The sequence below is a fragment of the Tardiphaga alba genome, assembly GCF_018279705.1.
Taxonomy (GTDB): Bacteria; Pseudomonadota; Alphaproteobacteria; order Rhizobiales; family Xanthobacteraceae; genus Tardiphaga; species Tardiphaga alba.
The window spans coordinates 95,248-107,399 of sequence record NZ_CP036498.1 but is presented as its reverse complement, the minus strand read 5'-3'; the positions used below and the strand labels follow the sequence as shown (position 1 = coordinate 107,399).

Below are 12,152 nucleotides of genomic sequence, written 5' to 3'. Positions count from 1 at the left end.
CGACGTATTGAGGCGTAAACTAGGCAAACAAATCGTTCCGTTTCACGTTGAAATATCTTGTGATGGAACAGAATATAGCTAACGGTGCGCGTTAACCAATTATTAACTGTCGCGATTACGTTAAATTACTTATCTATACTGTATATCCAAGTGATAGCTTTGTCTCAAAAGCATTCGTTAAGTAATCGTCAACGCGCTGTCATAGAACTGCTGGTTCGGTCGTGCCGACTGATCTTGGAGCCAGGGAGAGGCAGGAGGCCGTAGCCGCACACCGCGATGTGAATTGCCTCGGTGGCAAAAATCGACTCACCTGCCATCGGGCGGAATTCAAGAGTCGTCATTTCCAGGTGCGTGGAAACCGGCCGGGTCGATCTCTAAAATTTCGTCCTGCGGTTCTCTGAAACGATTCTTCGCTTATGCCTGCGACAAGGCATCATCAAACGCTTTCGTCGCGTTGCATGGCCGTGCGCGCCATGCTAGCAAAGCCGCGATTTGAACGGGCGGGGGCGCTCTGCCGCTGCCTGAAGAATCAAAGTCCCGCTTGAATTCCAAGGACTTGGATCGCTAAGCGCCACCTGATCGGCGATGGTTTTCCCCTTGCGAATTTGACAGCCTGAAGAGCACAATTCGTGGCAGCAGAAGATCCGTCGGTTTCGGGAGTGTCCGGTCGTTACGCAACAGCGCTGTTTGAGCTGGCGCGCGACGAAAAATCCGTCGATGCGGTGAAGGCCGATCTCGACAAGTTTGCAGCATTGCTCGGCGAGAGCGCCGATCTGGCCCGCCTCGTGCGCAGCCCGGTGTTTACCGCCGATGATCAGCGCAAGGCGCTGGGTGCGGTGCTCGCCAAGGCCGGTATTTCCGGCATCACAGCCAATCTCATCAATGTCCTGATCGCGAACCGTCGTCTGTTCGCCGTCTCGGACGTGATCCGCGCTTTCAACGCGCTGGTCGCCAAGTTCAAGGGTGAGGCCACCGCCGACGTCACCGTCGCCGAGCCGCTCTCGGACAAGAATCTCGACGCCTTGAAGGCTGCACTGAAGTCAGTGACCGGCAAGGATGTCGCGCTCAACGTGAAGGTCGATCCGTCCATCATCGGCGGGCTTGTCGTTAAACTCGGCAGCCGCATGGTCGATAGCTCGCTTCGCACCAAACTCAACTCGATCAAGCACGCGATGAAAGAGGCAGGCTGATGGACATCCGCGCCGCAGAAATTTCCGCAATCCTCAAGGATCAGATCAAGAATTTCGGCCAGGAAGCCGAAGTCTCTGAAGTCGGCCAGGTGCTCTCCGTCGGTGACGGTATCGCCCGCGTCTACGGTCTCGATAATGTTCAGGCCGGTGAAATGGTCGAGTTCGAGAACGGCACGCGCGGCATGGCGCTGAACCTCGAAACCGACAATGTCGGCGTCGTTATTTTCGGTGCCGACCGCGAGATCAAGGAAGGCCAGACCGTCAAGCGGACCCGCGCCATCGTGGACGCGCCGGTCGGCAAGGGTCTGCTCGGCCGCGTGGTCGACGGTCTCGGCAATCCGATCGACGGCAAGGGCCCGATCCAGTCCGACAAGCGCATGCGCGTCGACGTCAAGGCCCCCGGCATCATTCCGCGCAAGTCGGTGCATGAGCCGATGGCGACCGGCCTGAAGTCGATCGACGCCCTGATCCCGGTTGGCCGTGGCCAGCGCGAGCTGATCATCGGTGACCGTCAGACCGGCAAGACCGCAATCGCGCTCGACACCATCCTGAACCAGAAGTCGCTGAACGGCGCTGGCGCTCCCGAGAGCCAGAAGCTGTATTGCGTCTACGTCGCCGTCGGTCAGAAGCGTTCGACCGTCGCCCAGTTCGTGAAGGTGCTCGAAGAGCAGGGCGCGATGGAATATTCCGTCGTCGTCGCCGCCACCGCGTCGGACCCGGCTCCGATGCAGTACATCGCGCCGTTCACCGGCTGCACCATCGGCGAGTACTTCCGCGACAACGGCATGCATGCCGTGATCGTGTATGACGACTTGTCGAAGCAGGCCGTCGCCTACCGCCAGATGTCGCTGCTGCTGCGCCGTCCGCCGGGCCGCGAAGCCTATCCGGGCGACGTGTTCTATCTCCACTCGCGTCTCCTCGAGCGCGCTGCGAAGCTGAACGACGAGCAGGGCAATGGCTCGCTGACCGCTCTGCCGGTCATCGAAACCCAGGCCAACGACGTGTCGGCCTACATCCCGACCAACGTGATTTCGATCACCGACGGTCAGATCTTCCTCGAAACCGACCTGTTCTTCCAGGGCATCCGCCCGGCCGTGAACGTCGGTCTGTCGGTGTCGCGCGTCGGTTCGTCGGCGCAGACCAAGGCGATGAAGAAGGTCGCCGGCAAGATCAAGGGTGAGCTCGCGCAGTACCGCGAAATGGCTGCCTTCGCGCAGTTCGGTTCGGACCTCGACGCTTCGACCCAGCGCCTGCTGAACCGCGGCGCGCGCCTGACCGAACTCCTGAAGCAGCCGCAGTTCTCGCCGCTGAAGATGGAAGAGCAGGTCGCCGTGATCTGGGCTGGCACCAACGGCTATCTCGACACCCTGCCGGTCTCCAAGGTTCGCGCCTTCGAAGACGGTCTGCTGTCGCTGCTGCGTGGCAAGAATGCCGACATTCTCGACTCGATCCGCGACAGCCGCGACCTCAACGACGAAACTGCCGCCAAGCTCAAGGCAGCCGTCGAAGGCTTCGCGAAGACCTTCGCGTAACATTGACTGTCATGGCCGGGTTCGCCCGGCCATCGACGTGTTGATGCGGTTTGAAATTGTAGCTGCCCGGCACACGGCCGGGCATGACGATCCAGAGGTTCGCGATCCACCCGATGGTGTGATCGCCGGGGTGGACTGAGAATGGCCTCACTGAAAGACATGCGCGTCCGCATCGCCTCGACGAAGGCGACGCAGAAGATCACCAAGGCCATGCAGATGGTCGCGGCGTCGAAGCTCCGCCGTGCGCAGAGCGCCGCCGAAGCTGCACGCCCTTACGCCGAGAAGATGGATGCGGTGATCGCATCGATCGCCGGCGCCTCAACCGGTGGCGGCGGCCCGCAGCTGCTGGTCGGTAACGGCAAGGACCAGACCCATCTGCTGCTGGTCTGCACCGGCGAGCGCGGCCTGTCCGGCGCGTTCAACTCATCGATCGTGCGTCTCGCCCGCGAGCGCGCCCAGGCGCTGCTGGCCCAGGGCAAGACGGTCAAGATTTTCTGTGTCGGCCGCAAGGGCTATGAGCAGCTGCGCCGCCAGTTCGACAAGCACATCATCGAGAACATCGAGCTCCGCTCGGTGCGTCAGCTCGGCTTCGTCAATGCGGAAGACATCGCCAAGAAGGTGATCGCCCGTTTCGAAGCAGGCGAATTCGATGTCGCCACGCTGTTCTATTCGCGCTTCAAGTCGGTGATCTCGCAGATCCCGACCGCCCAGCAGATCATCCCGCTGGAAGTCACCAAGCAGGTCGAGACCACTGGCCCGACCCCGGTTTACGACTATGAGCCGGCGGAAGACGAAATCCTCGACGGTCTGCTCCCGCGCAATCTCGCGGTTCAGATTTTCCGTGCATTGCTGGAAAACAACGCATCGTTCTACGGCGCACAGATGAGCGCGATGGACAATGCGACCCGCAATGCCGGCGACATGATCCGCAAGCAGACCCTCGTTTACAACCGGACCCGTCAGGCCCAGATCACGAAAGAACTCATCGAGATCATTTCGGGCGCCGAGGCCGTCTAACCAATTCAACCACTTTACGGCCTGCCGCAGGCCGATCCGCACTTCAAGGAGATAGTTTCCATGGCTGCTGCCAATCAAACCGGACGCATCACCCAGGTCATCGGCGCCGTCGTCGACGTGCAGTTCGAAGGCCATCTGCCCGCCATTCTGAACTCGCTCGAGACCAAGAACGGCAACAACCGTCTGGTGCTCGAAGTCGCCCAGCATCTCGGTGAATCGACCGTCCGCGCCATCGCGATGGACACCACCGAAGGTCTGGTTCGTGGCCAGGAAGTCACCGACACCAACCAGCCGATCACCGTTCCGGTGGGCGAAGGCACCCTCGGCCGCATCATCAACGTCATCGGCGAGCCGATCGACGAAGCCGGTCCGGTCAAGTCGGATGCGCGTCGCCCGATCCACGCGAATGCGCCGGAATATACCGAGCAGTCGACCGAAGCTGAAATTCTCGTCACCGGCATCAAGGTCGTCGACCTGCTGGCTCCTTACGCCAAGGGCGGCAAGATCGGCCTGTTCGGCGGCGCCGGCGTGGGCAAGACCGTTCTCATTCAGGAACTGATCAACAACGTCGCCAAGGCGCACGGTGGTTACTCGGTGTTCGCCGGCGTCGGCGAGCGTACCCGCGAAGGTAACGACCTCTATCACGAGTTCATCGAATCCAACGTCAACAAGAAGGGCGGCGGCGAAGGCTCGAAATGCGCTCTCGTGTTCGGCCAGATGAACGAACCCCCGGGCGCCCGCGCCCGCGTCGCGCTCACCGGTCTGACCATCGCGGAAGACTTCCGCGACAAGGGCCAGGACGTGCTGTTCTTCGTCGACAACATCTTCCGCTTCACCCAGGCGGGTTCGGAAGTGTCGGCGCTGCTTGGCCGTATTCCTTCGGCGGTGGGTTATCAGCCGACGCTCGCGACCGACATGGGCGCGCTGCAGGAGCGCATCACCACCACGACCAAGGGTTCGATCACCTCGGTGCAGGCCATTTACGTGCCGGCCGACGACTTGACCGACCCGGCGCCGGCCGCTTCGTTCGCGCATCTTGACGCGACCACCACGCTGTCGCGCTCGATCGCTGAAAAGGGCATCTATCCGGCGGTTGACCCGCTCGACTCGACCTCGCGCATGCTCTCTCCGCTGGTTGTCGGCGAAGAGCACTACTCGGTCGCCCGTCAGGTTCAGCAGGTTCTCCAGCGCTACAAGGCGCTGCAGGACATCATCGCCATTCTCGGCATGGACGAACTGTCCGAAGAGGACAAGCTGGCCGTGGCCCGCGCCCGTAAGATCGAGCGCTTCATGTCGCAGCCGTTCCACGTCGCTGAAATCTTCACCGGCTCGCCGGGCAAGTTCGTCGACCTCGCCGACACCATCAAGGGCTTCAAGGGCCTGGTGGAAGGCAAGTACGATCACCTGCCGGAAGCTGCCTTCTACATGGTCGGCACGATCGAAGAAGCAGTCGAGAAGGGCAAGAAGCTGGCTGCCGAAGCCGCTTAACTTTCTTACCCTCCCCCCTAGCGCAGCAAAGCTGCGCGGGGTGGGGAGGGTCGGCGCTGTTGCGCCGGGGTGGGGCAGCCACAAGCTCCTTCGCCCGCGGCACCCCCACCCCGGCCCTCCCCACAAGGGGGAGGGAGAAGTAAGCCGAGAACCCGGATATTCCCATGGCCACCTTCCACTTCGATCTCGTCTCGCCGGAAAAGCTCGCCTTCTCGGGTGAAGTCGAGCAGGTCGATATTCCCGGCATCGAAGGCGATGTCGGCGTGATGGCCGGCCACGCGCCTGCCGTGATCGCGCTGCGTCCGGGCATCATGAATGTCACCACCGCCGGCAAGACCGAGAAGATCATCGTGCTCGGGGGTCTCGCCGAAGTGTCGGAGAAGGGCCTGACGGTTCTCGCCGATGTCGCGACCTCGCTCGCCGAACTCGATCGCGAAGCCTTTGCGAAGGACATCAGCGAGATGGAAGAGAAGTTGTCGGGTCAGGAAGGCAACGCCCTCGACCGCGCCATCGAGCGTCTCGATCAGTTCAAGGTGATCCAGCAGAACATCACCTCGACGGCGATGCATTAAGCGCTGGACGAAGAGAGATACAAAAGCCCCGGTAGCGAAGCCGGGGCTTTTTTGTTGGAGTGCTGCGGGCGTAGCCCGGATGGAGCGCAGCGCAATCCGGGAACCGGCGTTTCAACTAACCTTGCTGTCCCCGGATTACGCTTCGCTCCATCCGGGCTACGATCACCTCACGCCGTCGGCTGATTCACCGGCACGGTCGCGCCTTCCACCGTCGCATGGAGATGCGCGACGAGGCCGTTTTCGAGCCGCAGCTTCGATGCGAGCTGCGCCAGATAAGCGCGCTCGGCCGGATGATCGAGATCGATCGCCAGCAGCGACACAGTATAGATCTCGGCCGCTTCCTCCGGCGTCCGTGCGGCGCTGGCAACGGCATCGACGTTCAGCGGCGCGCGCAACTCGTCCATGACGAACGCTTTGTCCTCGGCGGAGAGGGCCATCCGGTCCATCTGCGTGAAGATGTTCGTTTGTTCGGTCGCATCGATATGGCCATCGGCCTTGGCCGCAGCGATCATCGCGCGCAGGAGATTGCGGCTGAGCGATTGCTGATCGGCCGGCTGCGTCGGATTGAAGGGCGTGTCGCTTGGCGGCGGCAGCAGCGGTGTCTCGGCCGCAACGGTCGGGGTCGCCTGCTTGCCGGCCTGGTAATTCTGATAGGCGCGATAGGCGAGCGCACCGGCCACAGCCATGCCGCCATAGGTCAGCGCACTGCCAGCGATCTTCCGGCCCTTCTTCGAGCCCAGCAGCAAGCCGGCAATGCCGCCGGTCATGGCGCCGCCGCCGAAGCCGCCGAGAAAACTGCCGGCCTGCTGCAGCAGATCACCACCGCCGGCTTGCCCGAAAGGTCCGCGGCTCTGCTGACCGGTACCCTGTTGATTGGGATTGCCCTGGTTCAGCCCGCCGATGAATTGGTCCAGCAGGCTCTTGGGGTCGAACATCGTGTCATTCCTCGTTTGCTTCGAGGTCTCGACCTATGGATCGAACACGACGATGTAAGGACAGACAGCTGCGGCCAGATGTCCTGCGACCGGATGGAGCAGGGGAGAGCGACCGTGAGCGATGTCAGGGACTTACCGCAATATTGCTGCGGTCTATGCCGCAGCAAACGGCGCAAACTCCGTCGCCACCGCCCGGTAAACCTCGCGTCGGAACGGCACGACCAGGTCGGCCACGCGGTCCAGTCGCTCCCAGCGCCACGCATCGAATTCTGCAGGCTGCCCGTTCCGCGGCGTCAGCGGATCGACCTCGGCATCATCGCCGGTGAACTTCAGCGCAAACCATTTCTGTCGCTGGCCGCGAAAGGCCGCAAAGCGATGGGTGGGGTCGTCATGGCGGATGAAGTCGTAGGTCATCCAGCCGGTCTCACCGAGATAATCGGCATGGGTCACGCCGGTCTCTTCCCAGAGCTCGCGCATCATGGCGACGCGCGGGTCCTCCTCGGGATCGACGCCGCCTTGCGGCATCTGCCACTCCAGGCCGGGCAGGACGATCTCCGGCCCATCATCCTTGAACCGGCGGCCGATCAGTACCTTGCCCTCATGATTGAACAAAGCGATGCCCACATTGGGGCGGTAGGGGCGGGTGTCGCTCACAGCCTCACCCGCGAGGCCGGCGAATTCCTTCACCACGCGCTCATAGACCGGTCGCTTGAAGGGCACGATCAGCTCCGGGAGGTTCTTCATCGGCTCCCAGCGCCAGTTGACGAATTCCGCCTTGTGGCCCTCCGGCGGATGCTGGACGTTGATTTCCTTGTCGTCGCCGGTGAAGCGGATCGCGAACCAGCGCTGCCGCTGGCCGCGATAGCGACCCTTCCAGGCGCGGCCGGCGACGGTGCGGGGAATGTCGTAGATCAGCCATTCCGGCACTTCGCCGAGCTTTTCGACGGATTTGACGCTGGTCTCTTCGTAAAGCTCGCGCTTGGCGGCTTCCCAGGTGTCTTCACCGGGATCGACGCCGCCTTGCGGCATCTGCCAGACATGGGTTTCGTCAACATGCTCGATGCCGCCGGCGCGTCGGCCGATGAAGACGTGTCCCTGCTGATTCAGCAACATGATGCCAACGCAGGTTCGGTAGGGCAGGTCTTCGTAACGCGTCATTCCGTGCTTTCTTGCCGTGCTTTTCTGGCCTAGCTGGCTTTACTGCGTCCTCCTGAGGCCCTGCCCTGTGTCCCGATGACTCCGAACCGCAGGCCTCCTGACGCTAGCTCGATTTTGATTTCAGGATCGCGGTTGTCAATGGCACCAGCATGATACCGCGGGATTCCAGTGTTTTCGCCCAAGCTGCGAGTTTCTCGATGGAAATTGGCAGGGATGATGCTGCGCCGACGGCGTAGCCGCGTTCTTTTGCGAGACCTTCCAGTCTCGATAGCGCTTTGTCGATTTCCGCCGAGCTCGGTGTGGCATCGATGGTGAGGTCGGCGCGCATAAAGGGCAGTCCAAGTCCTTCGGCCGCCGCTGGCGCCGCACTGCGCGAAGACGATCCGTCATCGAACAATGCCAGCCCGCGCTTGCTTGCCTCTTTCGCGACGGCTTGCATCGCCGTGTCCGTGGCAATGAAGCGGGCGCCCATGAAATTGCCGACGCCGACATAGCCCTGGAAGCGGCTCATGTGCCACATCATGCGGTCGATGTTCTGTTCCGGCGTCGCTGAGGCCAGCAATGTCTGCGGGCCTGGGTCGTTGTCGGGATAGTCGAAGGGCTCCATCGGCAATTGCAGCAGCACTTCATGGCGCTGAGCGCGGGCACGCTCCACCAGCTTGGCGGGATCGGAGCCGTAAGGCGTGAAAGCCAGTGTCACTGCCGGCGGCAGCTTCATGATGGCTTCATTGGTCTTTGCGGCGCCAACGCCGAGGCCGCCGATGACGATGGCGATGCTTGGCGTCTTCATCGCCTTGGCACGGTCCGCATCCGAGCCGGCAGCATAGACATTGACCGGCTTCAGCGCCCCCGTCGCGATCGGCACCATGCCGTAGCGCGACTGTTCAAGCAGCTTCTGGTCGATCCCGGCCATCATGGATGGTGCAGCTTCGCTCGCGCCGCGCTCCGAGCCATCGGCGGCCACGATCACGTTCTGCCGCTCACCGCTGGATCCGTCGATGATGGTGATGGTCTTCTGGCCGGGCGCGTCTGTCGCGACCTTCGCTGCGTCCGCGGAACCGTGCCTGACATCGACGGTCGGCGTCGTCGGCTTTTGGGCGGCCGTCTCGGGCGGCTTGATCGCAACCCGGGTGATGGGCTCGCCGCCCATGGGGTCTTTGTAGAAGATTGCGGTGCCGGCGAAGCCGAGCAGGACCAAAGCAAGCACGCCAGCCGTTGCCTGGGTGCCGGACAGCGGCAGCCGGAACCGGCGCTTGCGCGCAGGCTTCTGTCCCAGCGGGGCGCTTAGTTCGTCCGCGGACACGGCCATGGATCTCCCGAATCAGTCGGCAGACCATAGCATGAGGACAGTCGCACAGCCGTACGTAGGGCGCCTTGCCCATCTCTCATGCTCCTTGTGCCGAAACGAAAAAGGGCGACCCGCAGGCCGCCCTTTCCTCAGTCACTTTTCGCTGGATCAGTTCGGCTTGGCGGCCGGCTTATCCGCAGCCGGCTTGTCGCCGGCGGCCTTGTTGTCGTTGGACGGCTTGTCAGCCGGCTTGCTGTCACCCTGCGCGGCCTTCACTTCCGGTTGGGTCACGGCGGCATTCGAGGTCACCTTGATGCCGTGAAGCAGATCGGCGGCAGCCTTCAGGGCCTTGTCGTTCTTGGCGTCCGGCGGCACGTAGGACTGCGAGCCGGTCTTCTCGTCGCCATCGTTCTTCAGATGGCCGCGGAGCGAGGCTTCGCCCTTGGTGTCGGTGCGCGACTTCAGCTCGTCCGGCACGTCCTGCACGATCTCGATGTCCGGCACGATGCCCTTGGCCTGGATCGACTTGCCCGACGGCGTGTAGTAGCGCGCCGTGGTCAGGCGCAGCGCGCCATTGCCCGAACCGAGCGGGATGATGGTCTGCACCGAGCCCTTGCCGAACGAACGCGTGCCGATGATGGTCGCGCGCTTGTGGTCCTGCAATGCGCCGGCGACGATTTCCGACGCCGAAGCCGAGCCGCCATTGATCAGCACGACCACCGGCTTGCCCTTGGTGAGGTCGCCCGTATGCGCCGTGCGGCGCTGGGTTTCCTCGGCATTGCGGCCGCGGGTCGAAACGATCTCGCCGCGATCCAGGAACGCATCCGACACCGTCACGGCCTCTTCGAGCAGGCCGCCCGGATTGTTGCGCATGTCGATGATGTAGCCCTTCACCTTGTCGGCGCCGATCGCTGCGGTCTGCGCCGCGATCTCACGCTTCAGGCCTTCGGTGGTCTGTTCGTTGAAGGTGGTGACGCGGATATAGGCGATGTCATCCGACTCGACCCGTGCGCGCACCGAGCGGACGCGAATGTTGTCGCGCACCAGCGTGACGTCGAGCGGCGCATCGGCACCCTTGCGGATGATCTTGAGCTTGATCTTGGTGTTCACCGGACCACGCATCTTTTCGACTGCCTGGTTGAGGGTCAGGCCCTGCACGGCTTCGTCGTCGAGATTGGTGATGATGTCATTGGCCATGATGCCGGCCTTCGAGGCCGGGGTGTCGTCGATCGGCGACACCACCTTGATCAGGCCGTCTTCCATGGTGACTTCGATGCCGAGACCGCCGAATTCACCGCGGGTTTGCACCTGCATGTCACGGAAGCTCTTGGCGTCCATGTAGCTGGAATGCGGATCGAGGCCGGTGAGCATGCCGGAGATGGCGGATTCGATCATCTTGCTGTCGTCGGGCTTCTCGACATAGTCGCTGCGGACGCGCTCGAACACGTCGCCGAACAGGTTGAGCTGGCGATAGGTGTCGGAGGTCGCAGCGCGGGCGCTCGTGCCCATGAACACGGCGCGAGGCTGCGTGACGAACAGCGTCAGGGCGGCACCGGTCGCAGCACTCAGCAGAATAATTGAAGTCTTGCGCATCATCCGCGAACCTTCTCGCCTTCGTTAGCGGCCCACCAGGGGCCAGGGTCAATTGGAGTGCCGTCCTTACGGAACTCGATATAAAGCACAGGCTGGCTCGCATTGGCCGCGAATACCGACGCCATTCGGGAGGTCGATCCCATCACTGCGATGGGCTCCCCGGCGAGGACAAACTGGCCAATGTTCACCGATATACGCTCCATCCCGGCGATCAGGACATGATATCCGCCCCCGGCATTGAGGATCAAGAGTTGTCCGTAGCTGCGGAAGGGTCCGGAATAGACCACCCAGCCATCACACGGGGTTGTGACCTGCGCGCCTGCACGCGTCGCCACAGACATGCCTTTTTCCGCGCCACCGACCCCGTCAGCCACGCCATAGTTCCGTAGACGGATGCCGTTGACCGGCAAAGCCAGCATGCCCTTGGCGGAGGCAAAAGCGATCGCCGGTGCCATGCGACCGGCATTCTTCAGGGCCTCGACATTCGGTTTGCCATTGGCGAGATCGGCCGGCGCGCCCTGCAGATTGGCCGTCTGGGTCGCCTTGGCCGCCGCCTTGGATTCCTGCTCCATCTTGGCGACCAGCCCCTGCAGGCTGTCGACCTGGCGCGCCAGCGCGATCGCGCGCGCGTTTTCCGCATCGATGTCCTTCTCGACCGCCGTGAGCTGGCGCTGCCGCTCACCGGTGAAGGAGGTCAGGCGAGTTTGCTCTTCCTTGAGCTTGTCGCGGTCGAGCGCGAGTTGATCGCGTTCGGTCGAAATCGCCTTGCGCAGATTCACGAGCTCGCTGAGATCTCCAACGAGCTTCTCGGCACGGGCGCGCATGTCCGGCACCACGGAGCCGAGCAGCATCGCCGTACGCAGCGACTGCAAGGCATCTTCGGGGCGCACCAACAGCGCCGGCGGGGCGCGGCGGCCGGCGCGCTGAAGTGCAGCCAGGACTTCCGCAATTTCACCGCGCCGCGAATCCAGCGAGGCGCGAATCTCGCGCTCTCGCGCATCGAGCGGACGCAGCCGACCTTCGGCATCGTCGATCTTGGTTTCGACGCCACGCACGCGCGCGGCGATATCGATCAGTTGCTGATTGAGCTTGCCGCGATCCTGGCCGATCGCCGCGATGTCCGCCTTCAATTTGGCCTGTAATTCCGCGGCCTTCTGTTGCTGCTCACGCGCAGCCTGCAATTCCTGCTCGCGCTGACGGATGAGATCCGTCGGCGGTGCCGCGGCTTCCTGCTGTTGCGAAGCTGCCGGTGCTGTCTGCGCCTTCGCGGATTCGACTCCGATGCCAGCCAGACCTGCCGACAGCAGCAGCGTCGGCAGCGACGGAGCACGTCGTCCGATGTCACGGTGAGGAGGCCGCAGCGACAGGATCAAAGTTTC

10 protein-coding genes and 1 pseudogene are annotated in these 12,152 nt (G+C 62.8%); 5 read left to right on the top strand and 6 right to left on the bottom strand.

What is annotated here, in order from left to right:
• Nucleotides 1-629: 629 nt before the first annotated feature.
• From RPMA_RS00520 to RPMA_RS00500, 5 genes are all read left to right on the top strand, one after another.
• Nucleotides 630-1,190, top strand: a complete 561-nt coding sequence (locus RPMA_RS00520) for a F0F1 ATP synthase subunit delta (RefSeq protein WP_211911006.1) — start codon at nt 630-632, stop codon at nt 1,188-1,190.
• Nucleotides 1,190-2,722 carry a F0F1 ATP synthase subunit alpha gene (atpA, locus tag RPMA_RS00515; RefSeq protein WP_211911005.1) on the top strand — a complete coding sequence of 511 codons (1,533 nt, stop codon included), beginning with the start codon at nt 1,190-1,192 and terminating at the stop codon, nt 2,720-2,722. The genes RPMA_RS00520 and atpA overlap by 1 nt, the downstream gene beginning before the upstream one ends.
• A gap of 141 nt (nt 2,723-2,863) precedes the next feature.
• Nucleotides 2,864-3,739: a F0F1 ATP synthase subunit gamma gene (locus RPMA_RS00510; protein ID WP_211911004.1), complete on the top strand. Its 876-nt coding sequence runs from the start codon at nt 2,864-2,866 to the stop codon at nt 3,737-3,739.
• A gap of 60 nt (nt 3,740-3,799) precedes the next feature.
• Nucleotides 3,800-5,227 carry a F0F1 ATP synthase subunit beta gene (atpD, locus tag RPMA_RS00505; protein ID WP_211911003.1) on the top strand — a complete coding sequence of 476 codons (1,428 nt, stop codon included), beginning with the start codon at nt 3,800-3,802 and terminating at the stop codon, nt 5,225-5,227.
• Nucleotides 5,228-5,391: 164 nt separating this feature from the next.
• Complete coding sequence (locus tag RPMA_RS00500) at nt 5,392-5,799, top strand: F0F1 ATP synthase subunit epsilon (RefSeq protein ID WP_211911002.1); 408 nt, start codon at nt 5,392-5,394, stop codon at nt 5,797-5,799.
• 167 nt (nt 5,800-5,966) lie between these two features.
• Here RPMA_RS00500 and RPMA_RS00495 read toward each other — a convergent pair whose 3' ends face one another.
• The 6 genes and pseudogenes from RPMA_RS00495 to RPMA_RS00470 all read right to left on the bottom strand — a co-directional run bounded on the left by RPMA_RS00495 (nt 5,967) and on the right by RPMA_RS00470 (nt 12,146).
• The gene (locus tag RPMA_RS00495) at nt 5,967-6,734 is read right to left on the bottom strand and encodes a tellurite resistance TerB family protein (protein WP_211911001.1); all 768 of its coding nucleotides are present in this window, start codon (nt 6,732-6,734) and stop codon (nt 5,967-5,969) included.
• 153 nt (nt 6,735-6,887) lie between these two features.
• Nucleotides 6,888-7,388: an RNA pyrophosphohydrolase gene (locus RPMA_RS00490; protein ID WP_211913363.1), complete on the bottom strand. Its 501-nt coding sequence runs from the start codon at nt 7,386-7,388 to the stop codon at nt 6,888-6,890.
• Nucleotides 7,389-7,397: 9 nt separating this feature from the next.
• Nucleotides 7,398-7,892 (bottom strand): annotated as a pseudogene (locus RPMA_RS00485) (RNA pyrophosphohydrolase); the annotation flags it as partial.
• Between the two features lie 103 nt (nt 7,893-7,995).
• Nucleotides 7,996-9,201 carry a divergent polysaccharide deacetylase family protein gene (locus tag RPMA_RS00480; RefSeq protein ID WP_211911000.1) on the bottom strand — a complete coding sequence of 402 codons (1,206 nt, stop codon included), beginning with the start codon at nt 9,199-9,201 and terminating at the stop codon, nt 7,996-7,998.
• Between the two features lie 147 nt (nt 9,202-9,348).
• Nucleotides 9,349-10,776 (bottom strand): S41 family peptidase, encoded by a 1,428-nt coding sequence (locus RPMA_RS00475; protein ID WP_211910999.1) that lies wholly within the window; start codon nt 10,774-10,776, stop codon nt 9,349-9,351.
• Nucleotides 10,773-12,146 carry a murein hydrolase activator EnvC family protein gene (locus tag RPMA_RS00470; protein ID WP_211910998.1) on the bottom strand — a complete coding sequence of 458 codons (1,374 nt, stop codon included), beginning with the start codon at nt 12,144-12,146 and terminating at the stop codon, nt 10,773-10,775. The genes RPMA_RS00475 and RPMA_RS00470 overlap by 4 nt, the downstream gene beginning before the upstream one ends.
• Nucleotides 12,147-12,152: the final 6 nt, after the last annotated feature.

What these genes read in the sequence shown, in the direction of transcription:
- RPMA_RS00475 (WP_211910999.1), bottom strand. Translation starts at nt 10,776, where the DNA reads ATGATGCGCAAGACTTCAATTATTCTGCTGAGTGCTGCGACCGGTGCC.
- RPMA_RS00500 (WP_211911002.1), top strand. Translation starts at nt 5,392, where the DNA reads ATGGCCACCTTCCACTTCGATCTCGTCTCGCCGGAAAAGCTCGCCTTC.
- RPMA_RS00510 (WP_211911004.1), top strand. Translation starts at nt 2,864, where the DNA reads ATGGCCTCACTGAAAGACATGCGCGTCCGCATCGCCTCGACGAAGGCG.
- atpD (WP_211911003.1), top strand. Translation starts at nt 3,800, where the DNA reads ATGGCTGCTGCCAATCAAACCGGACGCATCACCCAGGTCATCGGCGCC.
- RPMA_RS00495 (WP_211911001.1), bottom strand. Translation starts at nt 6,734, where the DNA reads ATGTTCGACCCCAAGAGCCTGCTGGACCAATTCATCGGCGGGCTGAAC.
- RPMA_RS00480 (WP_211911000.1), bottom strand. Translation starts at nt 9,201, where the DNA reads ATGGCCGTGTCCGCGGACGAACTAAGCGCCCCGCTGGGACAGAAGCCT.
- atpA (WP_211911005.1), top strand. Translation starts at nt 1,190, where the DNA reads ATGGACATCCGCGCCGCAGAAATTTCCGCAATCCTCAAGGATCAGATC.